This is a genomic window from Aquimarina longa SW024, assembly GCF_001401755.1.
In the GTDB taxonomy this organism is placed as follows: Bacteria; Bacteroidota; Bacteroidia; order Flavobacteriales; family Flavobacteriaceae; genus Aquimarina; species Aquimarina longa.
Window position 1 is genome coordinate 150,397 of the sequence record NZ_AVQK01000014.1, and the last position, 26,303, is coordinate 176,699.

The 26,303-nt window shown below is 29.4% G+C and carries 24 protein-coding genes and 1 pseudogene; 23 read left to right on the forward strand and 2 right to left on the reverse strand.

What is annotated here, in order from left to right; genetic code table 11:
- The first annotated feature begins 532 nt into the window (after positions 1–532).
- From N456_RS01815 to N456_RS01850, 8 genes are all read left to right on the forward strand, one after another.
- Positions 533–1,105 carry a hypothetical protein gene (locus tag N456_RS01815; RefSeq protein WP_062053280.1) on the forward strand — a complete coding sequence of 191 codons (573 nt, stop codon included), beginning with the start codon at positions 533–535 and terminating at the stop codon, positions 1,103–1,105.
- A gap of 37 nt (positions 1,106–1,142) precedes the next feature.
- A complete protein-coding gene (locus N456_RS01820) occupies positions 1,143–1,739 on the forward strand; it encodes an acyltransferase (RefSeq protein WP_062053283.1) in 597 nt (198 codons plus the stop codon).
- 78 nt (positions 1,740–1,817) lie between these two features.
- The gene (locus N456_RS01825; protein WP_420834719.1) at positions 1,818–2,786 is read left to right on the forward strand and encodes a Gfo/Idh/MocA family protein; all 969 of its coding nucleotides are present in this window, start codon (positions 1,818–1,820) and stop codon (positions 2,784–2,786) included.
- A gap of 77 nt (positions 2,787–2,863) precedes the next feature.
- On the forward strand, positions 2,864–4,021 hold the full coding sequence (wecB, locus tag N456_RS01830) for a non-hydrolyzing UDP-N-acetylglucosamine 2-epimerase (protein WP_062053287.1): 1,158 nt from the start codon (positions 2,864–2,866) through the stop codon (positions 4,019–4,021).
- A gap of 53 nt (positions 4,022–4,074) precedes the next feature.
- The gene (locus tag N456_RS01835; protein WP_062053289.1) at positions 4,075–5,460 is read left to right on the forward strand and encodes a Coenzyme F420 hydrogenase/dehydrogenase, beta subunit C-terminal domain; all 1,386 of its coding nucleotides are present in this window, start codon (positions 4,075–4,077) and stop codon (positions 5,458–5,460) included.
- On the forward strand, positions 5,457–6,638 hold the full coding sequence (locus N456_RS01840) for a polysaccharide pyruvyl transferase family protein (protein ID WP_148639144.1): 1,182 nt from the start codon (positions 5,457–5,459) through the stop codon (positions 6,636–6,638). The genes N456_RS01835 and N456_RS01840 overlap by 4 nt, the downstream gene beginning before the upstream one ends.
- A 43-nt stretch (positions 6,639–6,681) precedes the next feature.
- On the forward strand, positions 6,682–8,157 hold the full coding sequence (locus N456_RS01845; RefSeq protein WP_062053293.1) for an oligosaccharide flippase family protein: 1,476 nt from the start codon (positions 6,682–6,684) through the stop codon (positions 8,155–8,157).
- Positions 8,158–8,183: 26 nt separating this feature from the next.
- Positions 8,184–9,194 carry a hypothetical protein gene (locus N456_RS01850; RefSeq protein WP_062053295.1) on the forward strand — a complete coding sequence of 337 codons (1,011 nt, stop codon included), beginning with the start codon at positions 8,184–8,186 and terminating at the stop codon, positions 9,192–9,194.
- A 98-nt stretch (positions 9,195–9,292) separates the two neighbouring features.
- Here the strand turns inward: N456_RS01850 and N456_RS01855 are convergent, their stop codons facing one another.
- The gene (locus N456_RS01855; RefSeq protein ID WP_062053297.1) at positions 9,293–9,943 is read right to left on the reverse strand and encodes a PQLLE family protein; all 651 of its coding nucleotides are present in this window, start codon (positions 9,941–9,943) and stop codon (positions 9,293–9,295) included.
- A 600-nt stretch (positions 9,944–10,543) separates the two neighbouring features.
- Here N456_RS01855 and N456_RS01860 point away from each other — a divergent pair.
- From N456_RS01860 to N456_RS01920, 13 genes are all read left to right on the forward strand, one after another.
- Positions 10,544–11,668 (forward strand): DUF6920 family protein, encoded by a 1,125-nt coding sequence (locus N456_RS01860; protein ID WP_062053299.1) that lies wholly within the window; start codon positions 10,544–10,546, stop codon positions 11,666–11,668.
- Positions 11,669–11,782: 114 nt separating this feature from the next.
- Positions 11,783–12,631 carry a hypothetical protein gene (locus tag N456_RS01865; RefSeq protein ID WP_062053301.1) on the forward strand — a complete coding sequence of 283 codons (849 nt, stop codon included), beginning with the start codon at positions 11,783–11,785 and terminating at the stop codon, positions 12,629–12,631.
- A 154-nt stretch (positions 12,632–12,785) separates the two neighbouring features.
- The gene (locus tag N456_RS01870; RefSeq protein ID WP_062053303.1) at positions 12,786–13,439 is read left to right on the forward strand and encodes a DUF4272 domain-containing protein; all 654 of its coding nucleotides are present in this window, start codon (positions 12,786–12,788) and stop codon (positions 13,437–13,439) included.
- A 396-nt stretch (positions 13,440–13,835) separates the two neighbouring features.
- Positions 13,836–15,134: a LysM peptidoglycan-binding domain-containing protein gene (locus tag N456_RS01875; protein ID WP_062053305.1), complete on the forward strand. Its 1,299-nt coding sequence runs from the start codon at positions 13,836–13,838 to the stop codon at positions 15,132–15,134.
- Between the two features lie 73 nt (positions 15,135–15,207).
- Positions 15,208–15,867, forward strand: coding sequence for a hypothetical protein (locus N456_RS01880; protein WP_148639145.1), 660 nt, complete (start codon positions 15,208–15,210; stop codon positions 15,865–15,867).
- A gap of 83 nt (positions 15,868–15,950) precedes the next feature.
- Positions 15,951–16,556, forward strand: coding sequence for a hypothetical protein (locus tag N456_RS01885; protein ID WP_062053309.1), 606 nt, complete (start codon positions 15,951–15,953; stop codon positions 16,554–16,556).
- A gap of 273 nt (positions 16,557–16,829) precedes the next feature.
- Positions 16,830–17,735 (forward strand): IS982 family transposase, encoded by a 906-nt coding sequence (locus tag N456_RS01890; RefSeq protein WP_062053312.1) that lies wholly within the window; start codon positions 16,830–16,832, stop codon positions 17,733–17,735.
- 721 nt (positions 17,736–18,456) lie between these two features.
- Positions 18,457–19,677: a S41 family peptidase gene (locus N456_RS01900; protein ID WP_205410241.1), complete on the forward strand. Its 1,221-nt coding sequence runs from the start codon at positions 18,457–18,459 to the stop codon at positions 19,675–19,677.
- Positions 19,678–19,751: 74 nt separating this feature from the next.
- On the forward strand, positions 19,752–20,666 hold the full coding sequence (locus N456_RS01905; protein ID WP_062053317.1) for a hypothetical protein: 915 nt from the start codon (positions 19,752–19,754) through the stop codon (positions 20,664–20,666).
- A 231-nt stretch (positions 20,667–20,897) separates the two neighbouring features.
- Positions 20,898–21,377: an ASCH domain-containing protein gene (locus N456_RS01910; protein ID WP_062053545.1), complete on the forward strand. Its 480-nt coding sequence runs from the start codon at positions 20,898–20,900 to the stop codon at positions 21,375–21,377.
- Positions 21,374–21,508, forward strand: coding sequence for a hypothetical protein (locus N456_RS25095; RefSeq protein ID WP_262482797.1), 135 nt, complete (start codon positions 21,374–21,376; stop codon positions 21,506–21,508). The genes N456_RS01910 and N456_RS25095 overlap by 4 nt, the downstream gene beginning before the upstream one ends.
- A gap of 3 nt (positions 21,509–21,511) precedes the next feature.
- Positions 21,512–21,901 (forward strand): GNAT family N-acetyltransferase, encoded by a 390-nt coding sequence (locus N456_RS01915; RefSeq protein ID WP_240315465.1) that lies wholly within the window; start codon positions 21,512–21,514, stop codon positions 21,899–21,901.
- A 287-nt stretch (positions 21,902–22,188) separates the two neighbouring features.
- Entirely contained in the window at positions 22,189–22,737 is a 549-nt protein-coding gene (locus N456_RS01920; RefSeq protein ID WP_062053318.1) for a DUF6438 domain-containing protein, read from the forward strand.
- Positions 22,738–22,828: 91 nt separating this feature from the next.
- On the opposite strand, the pseudogene N456_RS25320 reads toward N456_RS01920, so the two are convergent.
- Positions 22,829–24,402, reverse strand: a pseudogene (locus N456_RS25320) (IS1182 family transposase).
- 276 nt (positions 24,403–24,678) lie between these two features.
- Here N456_RS25320 and N456_RS01935 point away from each other — a divergent pair.
- Positions 24,679–25,254 carry a Crp/Fnr family transcriptional regulator gene (locus N456_RS01935; RefSeq protein ID WP_062053323.1) on the forward strand — a complete coding sequence of 192 codons (576 nt, stop codon included), beginning with the start codon at positions 24,679–24,681 and terminating at the stop codon, positions 25,252–25,254.
- Positions 25,255–25,316: 62 nt separating this feature from the next.
- Positions 25,317–26,093, forward strand: a complete 777-nt coding sequence (locus N456_RS01940) for an MBL fold metallo-hydrolase (RefSeq protein WP_062053325.1) — start codon at positions 25,317–25,319, stop codon at positions 26,091–26,093.
- Positions 26,094–26,303: the final 210 nt, after the last annotated feature.

The window sequence follows — 26,303 nt, forward strand, 5'->3', positions numbered from 1 at the left end:
TCTTCAAGATGTTTCAATAAAAATAGGGACTTAATTACGGTTTAATTTTGTTTTTTAGCTTTAATTTTTTTTAAAGAACACATTTAACTTTTTCTATTTTATAAAAAATATCGTATAAATGTTTTTATAATTTACAAGTAATTATATGAAATATTATTTTGGGCTTAAAAATAGATAATTAACTGTTTAGTAACTTCTTATCATAAACTTTGTCTTTCAATTTGTTAAAAAGAAGTACGGTTTATTACCTCTTGAAGATCTGTAAAAACCTTATTTTAAAACACTCTTTTTGTGGGTTTAATATATTGATAATCAGTTGATTTTTTGAGGAAAAACAGTATCTGATTTACATTAAAATCTATTAAATTTACAAAGAAGAGGTACATGATAGATTTGAAAAATTATACTTCATAGTTTATTTTATATTTCGAAACCCACATTTGTCAAATAATTTGTTGTTCATTAATTAGAGTGTTTTAATCAGTTGTAATCCCAGATTGATTAATTAACTAGATAAGAGACATGAACTTATATGGCTTTGACACGATTTTTATTTGTAGTAGTGTTTGTTATAAAAGCACCTTTTACTTATTCACAAGAGAATGATCCTTGGGTACTAGGTATAGGTGTAAATGTGGTGGATAACTCTGGTAGTCGTTTTGGAGAGTTACTTGATATAGAGAATAACTGGAATTTTTCTCGTTTGATTAAGACAACTATAGAAAAAAGATTTGAGTATGATTATGGAGCAGAGCTATCACTATCTCTTAATGAGTTTAGTAAGGGTAAAAAAGTGAATGATAATTATAATACAGAGGCAATTAATTATTTCGCAATTGATTTTATGCTAAAGAATTATACGTCTAATTATTGGCAAGATGCAAGGCATGCTAATTATACTGGTTATTTTATTGGTGGATGGGGAGGTAATTTTTTTGATAGTGTTATTAATAACAGCATCAATTTTGGATTTGGTATAAATATAAAATTAGGCATGTATTTATGGCTTAATTTTCAAACATTAGGGAAATTCTCAATAGATAATAATACTCCTGGAAATGCGAATCATTTACAGCATTCTGTTTCTATGATATTCTGGTTGTGAATAGTATTAAAATAATATAAATTAATTAATTAGATATATGGAACCCAATTATTTTGTGCATAGAACTGCTGAAATAGATGAAAGATGCACGATAGGAAATGATACTAAAATATGGCATTTCTCGCATATTATGACAGACTGTATTATTGGTGACCATTGTAATATTGGTCAAAATGTAGTCATCTCTCCAAAAGTTATTTTGGGTAACAATGTAAAAATACAAAATAACGTATCTGTTTATACAGGGGTTATCTGTGATGATGATGTATTTCTTGGTCCTTCTTGTGTATTTACAAATGTAATTAACCCTAGAAGTAGTGTTAATAGGAGGGGGCAGTATAGTAAAACTCATATAGGAAAAGGCGCAACGATAGGAGCTAATGCGACTATAATATGTGGTAATAATATAGGGACATATGCTTTTGTAGGTGCAGGTGCTGTAGTTACTAAAGACGTAAAACCATATGCGTTGGTTGTAGGAAATCCAGCTAAACAAATAGGATGGATGAGTGAATATGGACACCGATTGGAGTTTAACTTAGAGGGAATAGCAACCTGTTCCGAAAGTGAAGAAATATATAATTTAAAAGATCAACAAGTTTTTAAAACATATTTTGTCAAAAAAGAAGTATGATTTCTGTTCTACCCCTTTTTTAATAAGTACAGATAAAGAATATAAAGTGTTAAAAAACAAATAATTATTTATATGATGATGAAAAAAAACTTTGCATTGATTGGAGCAGCAGGTTATGTAGCACCTAAACATCTTAAGGCAATTAAGGATACAGACAATAACCTTTTAGCAGCACTTGATAAATTTGACAGCGTAGGGATATTAGATAGTTATTTTCCTAATACTGATTTTTTTGTAGAGTTCGAGCGTTTTGATAGGCATATTGAAAAACTAAAAAGAAGAAAAGGTGTCCTTTTAGACTATGTAAGTATATGTACTCCAAATTATTTACATGATGCTCATATAAGAATGGCACTTCGTAGAGGAGCAAATGCAATATGCGAAAAACCTCTTGTTTTAAATCCCTGGAACATACAACCTCTTATAGAAATAGAAAAGGAGTCAGGAAAAAGAGTACATACAATCTTACAATTACGATTACATCATAGCATTATGGCACTAAAAAAGATGGTAGATGAGGGGCCTAAAGATAAAATATACGATGTTGATCTTACTTATATAACTTCTAGAGGTAGTTGGTATACTAATTCTTGGAAAGGAGAAATAGGTAAGTCGGGAGGAGTTGCAACTAATATTGGGGTCCATTTTTTTGATATGTTACATTGGATATTTGGAGGGGTTACAGAAAATATAGTGCATAAGAGAGATGAACATAATGCATCAGGATATATGGAACTAGAAAGAGCTAGAGTAAGATGGTTTCTTTCTATTGATTATAAAAATATACCAGAGTCTATTAAAATGAGAAATCAAAGAACTTATCGTTCTATAGAGATTGATGGAAATGAAATTGAATTTAGTTCAGGTTTTACGGAATTGCACACTAAAAGTTATGAAGAAATTTTAAAAGGAAATGGGTTTGGATTAATTGATGCCAGACCTTCAATACAAATAGTGCATGATATAAGAGAAGCAGAATTAAGCCCTCTAAAGAATGATTATCACCCTTTATTGATCAGTAATGCTAAGAAAGTACAGTATGTGTAATTTTTACAGAAATTATTTAGATCGGCATATTTAGGTTTAATCAATAGTGTTTTATGAATTAGTAATAGTATATGACGATGATAAAAAATTTAATTGTTTTTGGGACAAGACCGGAGGCTATAAAAATGATCCCATTAATAAAAGAGTTTTCAAAGCATAGAGGTATTTTTGAGACTAAAGTTTGTAGTACTGCTCAGCATAGAGAAATGCTAGATCAAGTGTTATCATTTTTTGAAATTACACCAGATTATGATATGGATGTAATGACGCCAAATCAAACGTTATATACTTTAACTGCTAGAATAATAATAGGATTAAAACCTATTTTAGAAGAATTTAAACCCGATTATGTATATGTACATGGTGATACAACTACCACTATGTCTTCTAGTATAGCAGCATTTTATTCAGGAACAAAGGTATGTCATATAGAGGCTGGATTGAGAACTTTTAATAAAAAGTCTCCTTTTCCAGAAGAGATGAATAGATCCATTACTGGGCGTATTTCTGACTATCATTTTGCGCCAACAGTAAAATCAAAAGAAAACCTACTAAAGGAGAATATCTCTGATGAAAGAATTATTGTTACAGGAAACACAGTTATCGATGCTTTAGAATATAGTGTAAATAAGGTAAGATCTTCTAGATATAAAGATGCAGAGATTGAAAATCTAAAACAAATAATAGATCCGGATAAGGACTTAATATTGGTAACGGGTCATAGAAGAGAAAATTATGGACAGGGTATTCATAATATATGTATGGCTTTACAGAAAATAGCTTTACAGAATGAAAATGTACAAATTATATATCCTGTACACTTAAATCCTAAAATACAAAAACCTGTTTATCAGTTATTATCTAATGTACAAGGGATAGAACTAATCATACCATTGAGCTATCCAGCTTTTATATGGTTAATGGATAAAGCATATTTGATTATCACAGATAGTGGAGGGATACAAGAAGAAGCGCCAAGCTTAGGAAAACCTGTTTTAGTAATGCGTGATACAACCGAAAGACCAGAAGCGGTAGAATCAGGTACAGTTGTATTAGTAGGTACAGAGGTAGAAAAAATTGTATCAGAAACAGAAAGTCTATTAAGAAATAAAAATAGATATACTAAAATGAGCTTGTTACATAATCCATATGGTAATGGAGATGCTAGTCATAAAATTGTAGGTTTTATAAAGGATATACACGCTAAGGATGAAACAAAACTAATTCTTAAGTAGATAAATGATACTACATATACTTTTAATGAGAAATATTAATTAACCATTAGTAAATGAATAATGTAATATCAAGAGTAGTTGCAAATGACTTATGTATTGGATGTGGGATGTGTGCTGCTGTTTGTCCTTCTCATAATTTAGGAATTAGATTAAACCAGCAAGGTACTTATGAGCCTTTTTTAGAAAAAGATCAATGTGATGATAAAGGAAATTGTCTAAAGGTGTGTCCTTTTAATCCATTTCCAGAAAAAAAAGTAGCCACAGAAGATGCTATACTGTCTACAATAACAAAAGAAAATGATTCGCCTAATTATTCTAAGTCTTTTGGGGGGTATAATTCTTTATATGTAGGATATGCAAAAGAGTATAGAAGAGAGGCTTCTTCTGGGGGAATTGCTACTTGGTTGCTTAAACAATTACTGAAACATAAAATAGTGGATAAAATTATTGCTACTATAGAAAATGATAAGGACGATTCAGTATTTTATAAATACACAATAATTGATACTATAGAGGATATTAACCTTACTTCAAAAACAAAATATTATCCAATGCATATTGGTGATATAGCAAGATTAATCAAGGGAACAAACGAGTCATATGCTATAATAGGGTTGCCGTGCACTATAAAAGCTATTCGATTGGCACAAGTATCAGAACCAGAAAACTGGAAGACAATAAAGTTTTGTATCAGTATTTTCTGCGGTGGGTTAAAGAGTACATTTTTTACGGAATACTTAGCTTCTAAGATTGATGTTAGGTATGATGAGATTATAAAGCCTGAGTATAGGGTGAAAAATATAAATTCTACTGCAGGAGATTATTCATTCTCGTGTAGTAAAAAAGGGGATGATAATACTCCTTTATTATTGCCTATGAAAAAAGTAGGGGATATGTGGGGTACAGGATATTTTAAACCTAATCCATGTGATTTTTGTGAAGATCTTTCTGGAGAATTAGCAGATATCTCTTTAGGAGATGCATGGATTCCTCCTTATAATAAAGATGGAGCAGGGCATAGCCTTATTATCACCAGAACTCAATTTGCAGAACAGTTAATAAGCACTGGTATGAGTGCTCAGCAATTGATATGTGATGGTATTCATCAAAAACAAGCATCTCTTTCGCAAGAGGGGAATTATAATCATAGAAGAGTAGGGTTGTCTTATAGATTAAAATGGGCAAAAAAAAGGGGAGATATTATTCCTCCTAAGAGAACTAGAAGAATATGGATTGAGAATCCCTTAAAATCAAAAATCTTTAAACTTAGACAGAAACTTCAAAAAGAGAGTACCATTTTTTGGATTGAAGAGAGAATTGAAAAAGGGAAAAACTTTGAAGAAAAAATATCAAAAACCAAAGCAGAGTTAGCGTATTATACTAAAATAGAGCATTTGTTTAGAAAAAAATATTGGATAAGAAAATTAATCAGAAAATGAAAAGAATCTTATTATATGGCATATTAGGAGTCTACAATTATGGATGCGAAGCAATTGTAAGAGGGACAGTAGATAACTTAAAGAAAGCTTTCCCTAAAGCCTCAATAACATATGCATCTATTAATGTAGAAGAAGATAAAAAACGGTTAAAAGGCTGTGATGTAGAAATTATAGAAAGACCTGTAAAAGGAGCTATAAAAAGAAGAATAATCAGAAAATTAGTATCATACATAGGTATTGATTATAAGGTGTATTATGATTCTTTTAAAATCATTGATGATTATGATATTATTGTATCTATTGGTGGAGATATGTATACCCTAAGTGCTAAGGGAGTGTATCCATATTCTTTAATGAAACTAGGAGACATTGCAATAAAGAAAGGTAAAAAATATATCATATGGGGAGCCTCAATAGGTCCTTTTGATAGCTATCCTAAAATTTTAAAAAAGATTCAAAAACATCTTAGAAATGTATCATTAATCATTAGTAGAGAGCATGAAACCATTAATTATTTAAAAAGTATAGGTATTCATGAAAATGTTATTTTTTTACCAGATCCTGCTTTTTATGTAGCTACAGCAAATGAAAAATTGATAACAGAAACTCGAACAAAAAAGAATACGATAGGAATAAACTTAAGTCCATTATCGACGTTTTATTTTACAGATGATCTCCAAAAGATGATTGCTCAGCAAGTGGATACTATTCTAAAAATAATAAGAACGTTTAATTGTGATATCGTTTTATTACCTCATGTAATATCAGAAGATATTAATGATGATGATTATCGGTATCTTTTAAAAATAAAAGATATGGTATCAAGAATATATCCTCAAAATATAAGAATTGTAGAAGATGACCCTGGTTTTATAGGAATTAAGGAAGAATTAAAAAAGTGTGATATTGTTATAGCTGCCAGAATGCATTGTGCTGTAAATGCCGTAGCCACAAAAATCCCTGCAATATTCTTATCATATAGTAGAAAATCTTTTGGAATGGCTAATCTGATATATAAAAACAATGATTATGTCGTCGGATTAGAAACATTTAGTGATGCAAATAGTATTATTGATAAAATTAAAGAAATCTCTAAATTAGAAATCTCAAATTTTCAATCTAATGTTGATCAGTTAAAAAAGATAGAGCAGATAGATAAGGTCAAAGAATATATATAAAAATTCAGTATAGAACTATGATAATTAACTATATAAACCCTATTTGAAAACAGTTGTACAAAAAATAAAGAACTTTCAGTTTTCTAATGATCTAAAAGAGTTAATACGCAATTCATTTTGGTCGTTATTAGGCGGAATTATTTCTAAAGTAACTTTATTTATAGCATGGGTAATGGTTGCTAAAATATTGGGTAAAGAGGGTAATGGGCAAGTGGGTATTGTAAAATCTACCATCAATATGTTTGTACTATTTGTAGGCTCAGGTATAGGATTAACCGTAACTAAATATATACCGCAATTATTATCAGAGAATCTTCATCGGATTAATAAAATTATAAGCCTTTCATTTGTTGTATCTATTATTGTAGGATTGTTTCTTAGTAGCGTACTTTTTTTTGGAGCTGAATTTTTATCGACTACTATATTAAACTCTCCAAGTTTAGTAATTACATTAAAAATCAGCGCTTTCTTATTATTTTTAAATGCTATAAATGGAGTTCTTTCAGGAAGTCTACAGGGATTTAAAGGTTTTAAAGATTTAATGATTATTAATAGCATTTATGGGGTAGTACTTTTTGGGTTACTCTATTATGGAGCATTATTGTATGGTATAGAGGGGACTTTTTTAGGATTTGTTCTAGGAACATTTTTTCAGGTGATCTTAAGCTTTTATTTTTTGAGAAAGCATATGCATAAGAATACAATCAAATTTACATTTGCTTTTAAAGAAGAGTATAGGGTTTTAAAAAAATTTACATTACCAGCAATCTTAACTGGATTAATGGTTATTCCGTTTAAATGGTTAGTAGATACAATTATGGTCAACTCAGATAATGGCTATGCATATTTAGGTTTATATGCAGCTATTGTACTATTTCAGACCTTATTATTGATGATTACCAATACTATAAATGCTCCTTTGATAACTATAATGACAAAAAAAAATAGTTCGGGTAGTATTGATAGAATAAATGTTGTACTCCCATGGGCTATAGGGATATTGGTATCATTACCTATTTTGTTTTTCTCATACTTTTTTGGTAGTATTTTTGGAAAAGAATATGTGTTAGATGATAACTATAGGGTAACTCTTTTTTTAGTAGTATTTACTACAGTGGTGATGTTGTATAAACAGGGACTTGCCAGAATTATGATTGTAAACAATCTAATGTGGTTTAGTTTTTTAAGTAATATGATATGGGGAGTTGCCTTACTTGTTAGTTTTTATTGTTTTTCTGATAAAACTCCTAAAAGTCTAGCTATAAGTTATCTGATAGCATATAGTATTAATACGATTATTGTTTTTCCTATTTATATCAAAAGAAAAATTATTCCGATACATTTAATAAAATCTACAGATTCATTCATTATCTGGATCCTTTTTATAACAATAGTAGTAAGTGTTTATTATTATCCGGATATGAGTATTGGTCTAAGGTTAATTAGTATGATTGGTAGTATGCTCGTATTTTCATTCTTTTTTTACCGTTTAATTATGATTAAAAAGAAGACTGTCTGACCAAACTATAAGCAAGTATTAAAGAAATGAATGTTATATTTTATATCTCTAGATCAAGTCCTGTAAGCGATGCTACAAAAGTGTATTTAAAAACGCTTCATATGGCATTATCGGAAGAAGCAGAGATCGTAATTACTTCTTCTCTTGGAGATTTAGTAAAAGATACTTTAGTAGTAACGTATACTGCCAGAAGTTTTTTAGAGGTTAAACTTTATAAACCAGGATTAACTGTTTTTAATTGGTATCAGGGGATTAGCCCAGAAGAATCTCTAAGTCTAGGAGGAAAGAAAAGAGGATATATAAAACATTCTTTTTTAGAAAAAATAGCTTTGATGTTCTCTGCATTTAATTTTTTTGTCTCAGAAGCAATGAGATCGCATTATAAAAAGAAGTACTATTATAAAAAAAGTAATTATAGTATAATGCCATGTTTTAATAGCAATCTACTTCCTGAGATTATTAAAAAGAATTATAAAGAACCTTCTTTTGTCTATATTGGTTCGATGTCTAGTTGGCAATGCATTGATGAAACATTAAGTGTGTTTAAAAATATTAGCTCACGGATACCTAATGCAACATTAACATTATTAACTGCTCAGAAAGATATTGCGTATAATAAGCTAAAAATACTGGATATTGATGATGTCGTACGTGTAAAATATGTGCCGTTACAGGATATTGCTAAAGAGTTGTTAGCTTATAAGTATGGGTTTCTATTACGAGAAAACCTTAAACTGAATAATGTGTCAACACCTACCAAGATGAGTACGTATATGGGGAGTGGTGTTATTCCTATTTTTTCGGATACGATAGATGATTTTAGACATAGATTTTCTAGTTTAGAATATACAATAATGATAACCTCTTCTTCTATTAATGATATTGTAGATCAGATCATAGATTTCGAAAAAAATGTGATCATAGATATAGAACAGATTTATAAAGAATACGAATCTGTATTTGATACTTATTATAATAGAGAAAAGTATATCACTGCTATTAGAGAAAAAATACCATACATTCTCGGTAATAGGTAGTGTATATTCTGCTTGCATGATGATCTGCTAATTGCAGCTATACCGGAATCCTATCCTAATTCCCAATAGAGTGGAGGGATATGCTATAGGTTAATCGACTAACTTTTTCTTTTTCTTCCGATGGCTTCTAAGAGTTGAGGGCTATCCTTTAGTGCTATCACTGCAATGTTATAAAAGTCTCTCATCCAATCTTCCATTTTGGCAAAGATTATATTCTTTTGTTTAGTAGCATCTTGTGATTCGCCTACTTTTTGAATATATACTGCACGTGCTTTTTCTACCTTTTCTATCTGCAGTTTACTAGCATGGATATCTTCTGCAGTTATTTTTAATGGTTTTAATTTTTGTAATATGTCTTTATCTATATTGGTATAAAACCTACGTATCATTTCTATCCAGTTTATATATGCATTGGGAACTACGGTATCTATTCCTAATTTTTGTAGTATTTCAGGGTTTTTGCGCAATATAGCTTTTGATTTTTTTCGATGTTCTTTAAACTGTTTGTCTAAGTGTTTTTTTTCTTGTTTAAAAAGTGTTGATGCTGCTACCGTTTTTTCGTTTTCTTTTTTATTAAAATCATATCCATTACGAGTTTGTATGAGTAATTCTTTTCCTTCTGCAATTTTAATAGCATCATAACTAAGGTCTGCCATCTTTATAGCGATTTCTGATTGTTCTTTAACATTTTCTAATGCGATACGATATTGTTCTAGTAGTTTTGGTTGTGATTTTTTTGAAATTATCATACTTATATTTTAACTTTTATACTGTTTATAGGTAGTTGTTTTTATTGATTGTCTTTATAATCCATAAATTTTAGCAAGCACTACTGTTCTAATCTACTAATTATATATCCCGTTAGAGTAATCATGTTTTCCGAAATAACAATCATGAGTTCCGACAAAGTAATCATGCTTTCCGATAAAGTAATTATGAGTTCCGACAGAGTAATTATGCTTTCCGATAAAGCAATCATGAGTTCCGACAGAGTAATTATGAGTTCCGAAATAACAATCATGCTTTCCGATAGAGTAATTATGCTTTCCGAAATAGCGATTATATATATTACTATCTTTAATTAAGAGCAAGTATACAGCATATGAGTTTCATTTTTCGAAACTGAGAAAAAAATATTTTTATCTTAGGATAGTTATCAAAATAAACTGTAAATACTTATTCTATCTTGAAACTATTATAAATAGGAGTCATATTTTTAAGTTTTCTGATTTTACACGAGGTAGGTGTATATTATTTGTAATCAATTAGAAATAGCCTAGATTTGTAATAAATACATGGAATGTAATAGCAATTGCTATTACAACATTGTTAGCCACAAGCAGAGCAAAATGCGGATAACTTTAATCATATTAATTGGAATACACGGGATTATCCATTTATTTGGTTTTTTTAAAGCATTTGGTATATCTGAATTTCAAGCGATTTCACAACCGGTTTTAAAAACTTACGGAATATTTTGGTTACTAGCATTTGTTCTATTTGCTATAACAATTGTTCTAGTTCTTATACATTCCGATTATTGGTGGTTAAGTGGGATTTTGGCAGTTATTATTTCGCAAATACTAATTTTTAATTATTGGTCAGAAGCAAAATTTGGGACAATAGCTAACCTAGTAGTTCTAATAGCAGCAATTATTGGGTATTCAAGATTCAAATTTGAAGATAAAATCAAAAGAGAAAGAACCGTGTTATTCGAAAATTCGCAGCTCAAAAGCCAAGAAATTGTTACTAAAGAAGCTATAAAAGATTTACCTCTAATAGTTCAAAAATGGTTAATTAGCAGTGGAGTAATCGGCGAGAAAATGGTTTCAAATGTGTATTTAACTCAAGAATTACAGCTTAAACTCAAACCTGAACAAACAGACTGGTATAATAGTACAGCAGAACAATATTTTACCATTTCCCCGCCTTCGTTCAGCTGGAACATTAAGACAGAAATGAATGCGATATTGAGTGTAGTAGGTAGAGATAAATTTGAAAACGGCAAAGGCGAAATGTTAATAAAGCTCCTTTCACTCATCCCAATTGCAAATGCAAGGAATAGCGAAAAAGTAAATCAAGCAACTTTACAGCGGTTTTTGGCAGAAATTGTTTGGTTCCCTTCAGCTTCTCTTAACCAGTACATAAAATGGGAGTCTATAAACGACTATTCTGCCAAAGCGACAATGGAATATAAAGGAACTAAAGGTTCGGGTGAATTTTATTTTGATGAAAATGGAAATTTTAAAAAAGTTGCGGCAATGCGTTACAAAGATGCAACTGATGCAGAGCCTACCAAATGGACTGTTATCGCAACCAAAATTGAAGATAGAAATGGAATAAAAATACCTACAGAATGTGAAGCAAATTGGTATTTGGAAGATGGCAAATGGAATTGGTTGAAATTAAAAATAAGAGATATTAAATATAATGCGAAAATAATGCCAGTGGCTAACAATGTATATAAAAAATAGGCGAAACAGCAATAAAATAAAGAACTTGGCTTGTATCAAACTTTGTGTTTAACTGAAAGCTCAGTACTTCAAAATCGCCTACTTTTCATATACGTAACCGTTGTAGCTAATTTGATGAACGAAACAACATATCACCTTAACCAAGGAATTGAAACGATTTTAGATATTCATTTATATCTTATAATCGGGTTAATAATTTCTACAATATTTTCGTTTTCTATATTAAAAGGAACAAATAACAGATTAGGGAAATCGATTATTCTAAACTCTTTCTTTTATATATCAATATTAATTTTCTATCAATTATCAATTGAAAAAAATCTTCATATAGCTATTTTTAGTGCCGAAAAAAAAGAAGAACCTTGGCTGGTAATATCTTTTATAATCACATTTATAATCATTACATATTTTCAAGTTTTGATATTTAGAAAATGGTTTGAAAAAAAAATAAAAAGCCAATTATTTATCTCAAATTTTATTTTCCTAACAACTATTTTGATTGTTTTCTATCCAAAAAATTATACAAATGAGAATATTATTGATTACGACAGAATTTTATTTCTACCAGACAAAAATGAATTTGAATTACTAAATAATACTATTATAAGAATTGACACAGCTTGTACTTCGAAAGATAATTACATTAACGGAAAAGTAAATAATTCTTATAATTTTAGAGTACCGATAATTAGTAATAAGAATGAAAGAATGAAGTTTGGGTTCCAACTTCTAAATAAATCAAATCAATTTGGAACATCAGAAAATGGGAGTGATTGTAAAGTATTACCATTAAAAAAGTTGAATGACAAAATTATTGTTTTAATTAAACAAAAGAATCCAAATAAAAATATAGGTTGGAAAAAACCAATTATAACAGATACAATAACATACAGAAAAATAAAAGAGGAAAAACGAAAAACTGGTTATTATGGAGATGCAGATTGTGATTGTATTGAACATTAAAAAACTAGCTACAACACCGTGTATAATTAATTGCTGGTTATAGCCTACTTACGAAAGTCCTCGCGGACTTTCTATCTGTGATTTATTTGCTAACTTTAGTGCTTAAATCACGCAACTAACCATACACAAACACGTTGTGCATAATTGAAGAAAAATGTTGTTTCAAAAGAAAATTAAGCCTAAAAAAATAAAAGATAAGAATACTAGAGAATTACGTTCTTCTGGAATTGAAGTAATTGAACACCTACCCTATTTGGATAGTCCTGAATTTAGAGAACCAAAAGAAATTGCTCGTAGAACAATGGTTCTCACAGCATTATTTCAGTTGCATCTTCAAGCACCAAGAGAAATAATAAAAAAATGGCTTAAAGAAAACGGACTTTTAACGAAACTAAACGCTGAGGAATTAGAGTATTTGGAAACAGAATATTCTGACTTGCCCGAACAAACTCAAACCGATATTTATTGGTTTGTAGAAGCTATTTGGGCTTTCGCTTGGGTAGGTGGATTTCATAATAATCTGACTTTGAATACTGGTGTGGAAGATTCACTTGCTTCTTTAATTCCAAACATTGCGAAAAACGAACCAGCTGAAAAATTTATATCTGAATTCAAATTGAGAAATCAAGTGGATATCTTTAAAATGTTAGACAAGTTTTATCGTGCTCATTGGTTCGCTCGAAATAACAACTTAACTGGAAAACAATCGGACAAAGTTGATTTGGACATAATATTGGAAAGAAGAAAAGCATTAGAATATACAGTTTACAAAGAATTTGATTGGGATGAAATTTCACTTAACACCTAAAACAACTATGCACAACACAGTGTATAAAACATAGCTAATAAGTGCTAAACCGAAAGGTTTGTGTATATTTATAAAGACCGCCAAATTTTTAATTTGGATTTTAAAAAGAGAAAAATTAAAAACAAAATATAAAAATTTGGCTCTGTGTTAACCCGAAAAGTTAGCGTCTTTTTACACGCTACGTTTCATACACAAGACCGTTGTACTCAATTGCTAATTAGAATTCAAAATGGGAATATTTAAGAACATATTTAAAAAGAATAAATCAATACCTGAGTTTGACTTTATTGAAACGTATGAGCACAAAGACAAATATTTTTCAAGAATAAAAAAATGGAATTGGATTAACTCTGAACAAATTTCAATATTTGAAAAAGATGAAAAAGGAAAAATAAAATGAAAGCAAGTAAAGTAGAAAATAATTCAAAATCTGTAAATTCAAGCAAAACTCCTTTTTTCAATAGAAATGGAGAGAATTCTTTTTTTGGGAATAAAGATTTTTTCTTCAGCCCTTCTACCCCTTTACAGACTAAACTAATCGACGGAGAAAATCAAACTTTTTCTGATATTAAGGATAAAGGGAAAGATGATTCTGGCATTTCAGAATATGTAGTTCAATCAGGTGACGGAGCTTATAGAATTGCAAAAAAGAATAATGTAAATGTTCATGAATTCTTGAAATTAAATGGATTAAAATTAACAAATAAATCAAAGGTAGTTTATTTGAAATCAGGGAAAGAAAAGGTTTTTGAAATAGGAGAAACAGTTAAAATACCACCAAATACTGATAGGAGTTTAGACGCTAAAAAAATATCAACTGAGAAAGAACCCAAACCTGAACCGAAAACCAAAATCAACATCTTTGTTACACCTAAATCTGATAAAACAACCGAAAGTAGTATGGATGATTTAGGTGCCTGGGCAAATGATGGAATTGATGATGCTACACAATTAAATGAAAAAGGGGCAGATAATGCCACAGAATTTTCCTTTAGAAAAGTGGGCTATATTGATAATCTACGAACTATTAAAATAGAAAATTTAGACGACCTAATTAAGCAATTAGAAAATATGAAGGCTGGAACTGAAGTTGGTATAAATTATCTTTATTTTAGTTCTCATGGAAGTTATAATTCTCCTTCTTTCTATATCGGTTCTCATTATGATGGGAAAGGGAAATGGAGTTCAAAAAATAAGATTAGCATGGGAAATGTAAGCAAGCTTAATAAACTTAGTAAATTCCTTAGCCCAAAAACAAAAGTGTTAATTATGGCTTGTCATACAGGTGGAGGAAAAAACACAAAACAGTCTGAGAAATTCGTACAAGAATTAGCAAATCAACTAAATGCGACTGTATACGCAAATAGAAGCTGGGGGTTAGCATCATCTGGAAATTTTGAAGATAATCTTTATGCATACACTAATGCGTTATATGGAGACGAAACTCAAGATTTATATAAGAAGAAACCCAATGCATTCAAGTTTATGGGAACTATGTTGAAAGCAATGCCTCAAAAGAAAGGTGAAAAATCAGTTCCAGAAATTACAAATGCCCTTATCTTAAAAAGAGATGGTACTTTCAAGGTAATGGAATCTAATTACAATAAAGTCATCAAAAAGGTTTTAGATAAAATCGCTAAAGGAGGCACCTATAAATCAAAAAAAGAAATGGTCGATGATAAAGAAATCAAATAACTTAAATTTAATCCATCTCATAATTGGATTACTTATCGTTGGTTGCGTCGATGCCAACAAAAAAAATGGCAGAATGGAATTAACAGAAATTGTAAAAAAGCATAATTCAGAAATGGTAAAATTTTTCTCAGATATTAATCTCTTCACTATGAAGGGAATTTCTCCATTCAATTCTTCTAAAGAGGTAAACTTCCCTTTTATAGCCATTGAGGACAAAGAAGAAGAAAAATTATTATCATTTTACTTTAACAGTTCAGTTTCAGATACATACTCATTTAAATGGGATGGACAAAATTATCTCTGGTCTGAAAGTTATTTAGATGATGATGCAAGTAAATGGTTAGAGTATATATTAATCACTTCAAAGTCAATTTTTAAAGTAAATGCTTTTATTGATGAAAAAGATAGAAGTATGTTTATTAACGATATAATAGAGTTTAAATCAAACAGCAAGATAATGTACTTTTTCCCAGAAAAATCAATTCAAATTAGAGAAGTTAAAGAAGTTGTCAGCTTAGATTTAGAGAAAATCTCTAATTTAATCAAAAAAATAAACTACAACTATGATGAAATAAATAAAGAATTAGTAATTAAAAAAATCATCCTGCAAAACTTAATTGATGATGACAATAAATCAACATGTAAAGTTTTAAATCAAAAATATTTCTCCTTCTTGTGGGATATTTTTTTAAATAGAGAAAGAGGTGTTTTAGTTAAGGAAAATGAATGCTAAAAACGCCGCCTAACAATGCATAAAACGTTCATTGCCAGTAAAATCTGGCAATGCCGTTTATGCGAGACCGTTAGCCATTATTTATGAACGACAAAACTATAAAAGAAGTAATAGAATCTGAATTAAAGATTTACGACCGATTATTCCCCTTTGGTTTTATTTTATTAATGTCTATATTTTTTGTTATAGTTGGATGGAGTAAAGAAATCAGTTTTTTTGGAGTTAAATTATCATTACTGAATTTCGCCTATATTTATTGCGTAGCCGCACCTTTTTATTTTGCATATATAGATAGAGTATTTGATTCTATTTTTGGTGTTATTTCTTTATCCAAAAACAAAAATGATGATTTATATTACTCAATAACTGCAAAAGGCTTATTCAATATTTATTACTCACCTACAATGCGAATTCCACTAAATGGTACAATTAATAAGTTATTATTATTTATTGTAATGTTTACTTCTTTATCAATAATGTTGTCGTTCATAAGAGAAACTGAATTGAATAAATACATATTAGGAATCTTAGGCTTGTATTTAGGAAAGTCTCACATATCTATTATTAGAAATATAATCCGAATTGACAAATACTTACTTTCTACAAAAGATAAAGTTATACCAACAACAGGAATTTCCTTTACAATAGCAATAATTGCATCAATTGTTATGTGTTTTTATTTAAATTAAAGAGCAATTGTAATGGAAAAAGCGAATAAAGTATGGCTAACTGAACTTGGAACTGAAATTGCTAAAGCTTTAACTGATGAGTCATTGATATTAGAAAGAAAGATTGAAATAGGGAATAAAAACAATGGCTAACAATGTGTATAATTCATTGCTGGCTATTGCCTACTTACGAACCTGAGTTCGACGTAAGAAAACAGATTTTATAGTATAGAAAAAGCAGAATATTTAGTAAATTAAAGTGCTGAATTCCAATTAACTAAAATTATTCTGCTTATGATTTCTAAAGATAAAATTACTGAAATATTTTGTTCTATTGATGATTTTTGTGCTGTTTATGAGCCTGCTATGCGAAAAAGACAAGTTACCACAGGTAAAAAGACCAGAAATCGAAAATTTAGGATGTCTACAAGCGAGATAGTAACTATTACGATATTGTTTCATTTAAGTGGGATACGAACTTTTAAACATTTCTATATTTTATATGTGCAACAACAATTACAAAGTGAATTTCCTAATACTGTTTCTTATAATCGTTTTGTAGAATTAATGCAATCTAATCTAATGCCTTTGACTCTGTTTTTGAAGACTTGTTGTTTGGGAGAGTGTACAGGTATTTCTTTTATAGATTCGACTCCAATTAGAGCTTGCAAGAATAAGAGAATTAGCAATAATAAAGTCTTTAAAGATATTGCTACTATAGGAAAATCAACAATGGGATGGTTCTATGGTTTCAAGCTTCATATCATTATTAACGATAAAGGTGAACTCCTTGATTTCATTATTACTCAGGCCAATGTAGATGATAGGACGCCTTTGAAAAGAGACAACTTTCTAAAGAAAATATTTGGAAGTTTATATGCCGATAAAGGCTATATATCTAAGGAATTAACTTCGATATTATTCGATCAAGGATTGCATTTAGTGACTAATATTAAAAATAATATGAAAAATGTATTAATGACAATGAGAGATAAGATACTACTAAGGAAAAGATCCGTAATTGAAACTATAAATGATCAATTAAAAAACATTGCTCAAGCAGAACATTCCAGACATAGAAGCTTTGGTAATTTTATTACCAATCTTGTCGCTAGCCTTATTGCTTATTGTTTTCAAGAAAAGAAACCAGCTATTAAATTTGAAACTGAAAACACATCACAATTAGCACTGTTTTGCTAAAATCCTTAGATCGAGTTCAGGTTACGAAAGTCCTCGCGGACTTTCTATCTGTGATTTATTTACTAACTTTAGTGCTTAACACGCAACGAAATCATACACTAGACCGTTGTAAACAAGTAAAAACTATAGAGTGCAAAATAACACTATGAAAAAAGATTATTTATATCGAATATTTGGAGGGATATTAATTTTGATATTTCTATTCTTAACATTTTTCGAATATGATAGGATTTTACACCCTGCATCAGAATTTATAGCTAACGGGAAGTACATTGATTATTCAATATTGTTGTATTCAAGTCGTTGGATAATTTATTTTCTACTCTTTCTAGCTGGATTTTTCACTTTCCTTAAATCAAAAAAATCATATCTGATTTTATTAATATTTAGCCTAACAGCCTTACTAGAAATTTACATTAATGAAGTTTTCTACATCGTAAAAAGTTTATCTGGATATCCAAAATATTTTCTATTAGGTAGTTCCATAATGTCAATAGTGGTTATTGCCATAAATGCATTAAAAACGAAAAAAATAAGTTTTATTGATTTTTTTCTAAGCAGTATTTTGGCTATACTAATTGTGTATCTACCCAATACTTTAATTACATATTATTTTTAATCTAGCTCTATGATAATGGTTAAAAACACCAGATATACTGTAATTCTATTATTCCTATTTATTTTTTCGAGCTGTAATAATAAATCAGAAGAAGAAACTGAAATGACAGTTGAAAAATGGGAAAATGATATTGAAAATCTCTTTAATACTTTAAAATCGAAGCATATAAATCTTTATCACAGCTTACCTGAAATTGAAATGGAACAAGCGGTAGACAGCTTACTAAAAAATCTTCCTGATCTTTCAGATGATCAAATTTTTATACGTCTTTCAAAAATAATAAGATCATTAGATGATAGTCACACTGGAATATGGGCTCAACCCAAGTTTTATAACACCTATCCTTTAGAGTTTTTTATTTTTAGCGATACGGAGATAAGGGTCTTAAGAACTCCAAAAGATTACCCGGAACTATTAGGAGCGAAACTAGTCGGTATAGATAATACTACCTTGAACGAAATAATAAGCAAAGTACTTCTCGTGATTCAATGTGCAGATAATTGGTATTCTGAAAGGGATCGATTAGCTAGATATCTAAAATATTCCAAAGTCTTAAAAGCATTGGAAATCACCAATGAAGGCGAATCTGCTAACTTTGAGTTTATATTAGAAAATGGCACATATAAAACAATTAAACTAGAAGCACTTCCACAAACTGAATATCTGGCATCCCTTAAAGATCCAATTAATCTAGAAAGTCCATTCAGTTTTGAGGAATCTTTGATAGGAACTCCCTATTTATGGTATCAACCAATCGATAAGCTCAAAACAGGATATCTTTATTTTGCAGCATACCCAAGCGCGTTGCAAATGAGACGATTTGCTGTTGCCCTATCAAGAGATGTAATTCAAAGAGGTACTAAAAATATTATTATTGATGTAAGAGATAATGGCGGAGGGAATTTCTATGTTGGTTTAGAACTTATAAAATTACTATCATCCACTGATCAAATTGATTGGAAAAATGGAGTTTACGTTATAACGGGAAGAAAGACATATTCAGCAGGAATGAGTAACACTGCTCATTTTAAGGAATTATTAAATGCAAAAATTGTTGGAGAGCGCACAGGAGGAAATCCAAACGATTATCAGGATGCCGAAATGTTTCAATTACAAAACTCAAAATTACAGGTGCAATTTTCCAAGAGATATTACAGATTTCAAGATACTATTTCGAATGGAATCATTCCTGATGTTCATATCAAACCAAGTTGGAAAATGCTAAACAATAAAATTGATGCTAATATAAAATGGGTTTTAGAGGATATTAAACAGAATGAGGACAATAAAAGCCAGTTTACAACAATGTATAAGCGACATTAAAACGACCGCTTATACAGTCCGTTGGCAGTAATTCCGAACATAAACAAACTAAGTTAATTGTTATTGATATATATATGAAAAAACTACATTTTTTATCAACCATATTATTGTTTTTTGTTATAACAAATGATTTATATTCTCAAAATAAGTCAGTTGATAATTTATATAAAAAATTTCCTGAAATCTATAATGGTTATACATTTAACGAATACAATGTAAATAAAGACTTTACAGATATTTTATGGTCTTTAAAATTGAATTCTGGGAAATACATTTATGATGAACAACACTACAGTAGAAATTATTATTTGATATCAATTGGGAAAAGTAATATTGATACAATTACTATTAATGCGGGGAATAAGAAAAAAAGAAGAGTTCTTGTATATAGAAATAAGAAACTAGAAAGAGAATTTGCTTATAATAGTATTAATAAATTAAAATTTAGTTCAATATTTTTTTATAAAAAAAACAAAGAAATTCAAGTTAAAGATTATAGTAATCTGAAACAAAAAGATAGTATTATAACTTATTTGAAAAATAATAAAAGAATTAGAACAGAAAAGTTTATCAATAATAGACTAATTGAAGAAAATATATACGAAAAAGATAAAGTAATAATTAGTAAACAATATTTCAAAAAAAACACCTATGAGATTGTAGAGTATTTAAACGATGACTGGGTAATCAAAAAATACTTTGTAAATGATAAACTTAAAGTTTATGAAAAATTGAACCTTTATACTTCTTCGAGTGATAATCCTCAAAAGATAAGTGTTAAAATAGAATACGACAAATATGGAAAAGAAATAAAAAAAACTCATTCTGAGTACGCTAAAGAAACTATATTCACTCAAAACTCAAAAATAGTTAGAGTCCGTAAAAATGATGGTACAATTCATATTACAGAATATAACCCTAATGGAAAAATTATAAAGACCTACATTCAAACTCCTAGTCAAACTGAAAACCCAGAAGATATAGATTAATTAAAAACTACTGCCAACAAAGTATAAAGCACACAACACTATGTATATTTCATTTGGCAAATAGTTTGTCTTCGCTATCGCTACGCAAACGATTATCACCAAACAAAAACATACATTTAACGTTGTAATGCATTTACTCTAAACTATATGAAAATAAGAATACCAAAATTAATTATTTTAGTTTTTACACTTACCCTTTTAAATTGCAAATCGGAAAGCAATAATAACCATATGGAAACTATAAAGAAAAACCATAAGTCAGTGGATGTTCTATGGAGAAAATTTTTAATAGAGAACCCAAATAACAGAACAAAAGGAACACCTTTATCGTTCTATTTTTGTGATAACAAAAAAGATGCTAATGAATGTGCTGAATTGGTTGTAAAAGGCATAAAACAAGCTACCGCAACATCTTTGTGGTGGTATAAAAAGAATAATGAACAACTTCCCAAAGTTGGTGACCAATATATTGTAACTGATTGGAATGGAAATGCAAAGGCTATAATTAAAACTACTAAAATCGAACAAGTTCCTTATAATAAAATTACTCCAGAATTTGCAAAAATTGAAGGTGAAGGCGATAAATCTTTAGACTATTGGAAAAGAGTTCACGAAGCATATTACAAGAGAGAAATGGAACCTCACGGAGACAAGTTTGATGAAAATATGATTATCGTATGTGAATACTTTAAAACTATATATTTAAAATGATTAATACAAAAAACTACATATTAAAAGAAATAGAACAATCAGACATAAACAATATACACAAAGGACTATCGAACCCTGAAATAACAAAATACTATGATGTTCATTTTTCTACATTAGAAGAAACAAAATAACAAATGGAATGGTATAATAACTTAAAAAAGGAAGGTACTGGAATTTGGTGGGGAATTTATGATAAAAAAAGTAATCAATTTTGTGGTGCAGGAGGTTTTAACAGTTTGGAGAAAGAACATCAAAAAGCCGAAATTGGTTTATGGTTACTAAAAGAGCATTGGGGAAACGGAATTTTAAAAGAAGTTATGCCAAAACTATTTGAACAAGGCTTTACTGAATTAAACTTAAATAGAATAGAAGGTTATGTAGTAAGTGAAAATACAAAATGTAAAAGTGCATTGGAGAAAATTAATTTCAAATATGAAGGAACAATGCGTGAATGTGAAATTAAAAACGGAGAAAAAATAAATGTTGATTTCTATTCAATATTAAAAAGTGAATGGAATAAATAAAAACGCATTACAACAATGGCTATAAGTAATTGCTTGGGTATGGTAAGTTCCAATCGGAAAATTCGGAGAATTTTCCTCAGTTTAATGACTTTTGCTATCTTAGTGCTCTTAAGCAATTACTCATAGCTGAGACCGTTGTAAAACATTCCCCACATCAGAATCCGATTAATTCCTCGAGCTAACGAAGCGAAAAATTAATCTAAATGTTGGTGAAAATTAATAGATTTGACAAAAACATAATTAACTGAATATCAATAACAAAATTTGACGTTAGTCGAGATTAAAAAATGAAATCTTTAAAATTTATTCTAATATTAATTTCACTAAGCATCTTTGCTTGTTCTGAATCTAAAACAAAAGATTCGAAGAAGGCTAATGATTATATGAATATCGAAGTAATTTCGAAATCTAGTATTTTATCAAAACAGCAAACTGTTGATTCATCAAGTATACTTTTAACAATTGAACGTGGAGCTTTTCATTATGATAAATTTATACTGAAAGACACCATAATTACCTTTTATCCATCTTCAGAAAATTGGGGCAAAGAAAATGACAAGTACAACCAAGTTTCTGAACAAATAATTAGTAAACAAACACTAAATAAATTTATAGAAAAAATTATTGAAGATGGTTTTTTCGAACTAAGAAATTCATATTCAAGTAATACTAGTTGCAATAGTCATTTAACAGTTACCTTTAAGTTTAACAATCAAACAAAAAAAATAGTTTCAGAAGATTTTGAAAGAGAATGTCCAGAACTTTTGAAATTTATAGAACAAGAAATAATTCGAATGCATAGTAAAAATTTAAAACGGATTTTATTGCCTGGTTAAAAAAACGTTTTACAACAGTGGTAACCGTTGCACAACCCTATAATTTCACGAAAAATGACTTTAAATAAGCCTTTTTAAGAGGCTTGTTTTTTTAGTAATTGTAAGCTGTTTTTAATTTAGAGTGGCTTAAAAAGTAATATATAAAGCCTATGAACATCAATTTTATTAAAAACAATGTATTTATGGTTTTAGCCTTACTTTTTATAGTCTTTTTTATAAATTTTAAATACTTTTTCAAATTATAAGCCATTGCGGATACATGCATCACCTTATTTGCTTGCTTGATTCCTAATGTATTTATTTTTCGAAGTCCCATAAACTGGGTTAATGTGCCAAAAACAGGCTCTACAGTACTTTGCCGTTTACCTTTCATATAACCACCTTTTTTACTATTTACTCGTTTGTTATCACGTTCATATTCTTCTTGGTAATAGGTAACACTAAACTTTTTCTCTTTTGCTGTTTTCCTTAAGCATTGGTTCTTTATAGGACAGGTTTTACATAGTTTACTTGATCCTCGATATTCTTTCTTCTTTGTTTGTGTTCTATAATCTAAAAATACTTTTTTAAATGGAATGATTTTCCCTTTTGGACATTGATAATAATCTTCTTTTTTATGATAAATAAAACCTTCTGGTCCGCCTTTGTAAGTTCCATGAGGTGGTATAAAACTGGTGATGCCTTTTTTTTCTAAATAAGCATATACCTCACCACTACTATACCCTGTATCGGCTATGCAGTTTTCTAATAAAAAACCAGAGCGCCATAATCGTTTATACAAACGGTTTATAATATCTTCTAAACATAGACTGTCTTTTTTATCGGCATGATAAGCTTGTATATCAGTAATCACATGATTTGCTGTATCTACACTAAGTTGACTACTATAATTTAATTTTCGTGCCTTACCTGGTTTTACACTAATTCGTGCATCTGGATCCGTAGGACTGTAATGTGTTTTATTACTGGTGTAACGACTTCCTTTATTATTGGCACCCGGACGATGATTTTGGTCTTTTTTCCATTTTTATTTCGTGATACAATACTATCTAATCCCTGTTTATTGGCACTTAGTGTCCTTTGTTCTTTGGTAGTTTCATCTTGCTTTGCCTTTCTAAAAACTTCTTTATCTCGGTTGCTTATATGACCAATGGAAGCTAAATGAGATGCTAAATCTTCTTTGGGAACTTTTAACTCCAAACTATCCATACTAGCATTGGCTTTTATTGGTGCTGAATCAATTGCTTGAGTATGTCCACTTACCATACCATTTTCTACGCACATTTCTAATACTTTGGTAAAAACAGTTTCAAAAACGGACTCTGGAAATAGTTGACGAGTACGACTAAAGGTAGAATGCCAAGGGAGTTTTTCATCGATGTCGTAATCTAAAAAATATAACAAATCTAAACGCATACTACAATGAGAAATCAGTTTACGATCGCTGATAATATTTTCTAAGTAACCGATTAAATTGAGCTTAAAAAACACGATAGGGTCTATACTTTTTTGTCCGCTTTTACCATAGTAACATGCCGTTTCTTTATATAAAAATTCTAATTGGAGTATGTCTTTTAATCGTCTGTAAAAATTAGCTGCGGGTACATGATCGCTTAAGCGAAAACTATTAAATAACTTCTCTTGGTATATTTTAATGCCTTGCATCAATAAAAATAAGAAACCTATTAAATCTCAACTCTATTCTAATCTTATTTTTTTGTTAACTTGTGCAACAGACACAATGTATAAAAAACATAGGGCGGTTTAAGTTTATTCGAAATGTTGAGGCTTATCCGTTATGTCGCCAAATATAAAATTTGGTGTTTCAATATTGAAGATAAACACAAAACATTATATTTGGCTTAGTTATAAACGTGGAGTTAGTGATTAACCACCTGCCCTACGTTTCTTATACGAGACGTTACCTACAAGCTCAAAAAAATGAACAATTTCGCTGAGATATCTAAATTTTTCAAATCTGAATATTCATTAAATCAAGATGGATTAGAGGAACTGTTCTCATCATTTGAAATTAAAGAACATAAGAAAGGAACCCTATTAATTAAAGCTCAAAATAAGGAGAAACAACTTAGGTTTCTTAATAAAGGAATAGTAAGGGAATACTACTCAAATCAAGAAAAAGAAATTAATATAAACTTTTACGTTAAACCACAGTTCATTTCTGACTTATTGACTTTCAGTCAGAATACTTTAACTAATAAAAATCAAGAATGCCTTTCTTTAGTAGAGGTTTTAAGCATTGACAGAAAACCTTTTTTTGATTTGTTAGAGAAATATCAATGTGGAAAATCTTTTGTTGAATCTTCGTTTCAAAAATTATTAAAACAAAAAGAAATGTTGGAGTTTAATCGCATCACTAAAACTCCAGAAGAATTATATAAAGAATTATTCATTTACAAATCTGAATGGCTTCAATCTATTCCTCAATATCATATTGCTTCTTATTTAAATATAACTCCTGAAACATTAAGTCGTATTAGAAAACGTACTTCTTGATTTGAATCAATGAAAAGGATTCTTATTTATTTGACTTTTGTATAACACATAAAAAATACAAAATGCTAAATATTCATCACATACGAAATGCTACTATGGTTCTTGAAACAGAAAATGAAGTTATTTTAATTGACCCAATGTTAGGAGATGTAGGAATTATGCCTTCATTTACATTATTCAGGCATAAAGCAAGAAAAAACCCTATCGTTCCACTACCACACAAGGTAAATTCTATACTTGAAAAAGTAACTCATTGTTTAATTACACATCAACACCCTGACCACATAGATAGTAAGGGAATACAGTTCTTGATTAAAAATGATATTCCTATTACTTGTAGTATCAAAGATGAAAAGGCATTAACCAAAAGAGGACTAAATATAGTTCAAACATTAAAATACTGGGAAGAACAAACTTTTTTAGGAGGTACAATTGAAGGAATACCAGCTAAACACGGTTATGGATTTGTTTCTAAATTAATGGGTAATGTAATTGGTTTTTTTATCAAACTTCCACAACAAAAATCTATTTATATAAGCTCTGATACAATATACACAGAGTCGGTTGACAAAGTACTAAAGAATTACAAACCGGAGATTAGTGTTTTAGCTTGTGGAACAGCTCAATTTGACTTATTTAACAAACTTATTATGGATATGAATGATATTTTAAAGTTTGTTAAAAATACATCAGGAAAAGTAATTGCTAATCATATGGAATCCATAAATCATTGTCCATTAACTCGAAAAAAACTAAGAGAAATATTGATTAAGAACAGCTTAATAAATAAAGTTCTTATTCCCGAAGATGGAGATGTGATAGAAATAACCAGTAGGTAACAATGTATAAGAAAACATAGGGCTGTTTAGGTAAAACTTAGAAGCCAGTGCTTCTTTACAAAGTCACCAACTATAAAATTTGGCATTTTCAATAAAAAAGATAAAAGCAAAATATTATATTTGGCTTAGTACCAATCCGAAACGTATCGCTTATCACCTGCCCTACGTTTCATACACGATACCGTTGTGGGTAATTTGAAAAAACAAGAT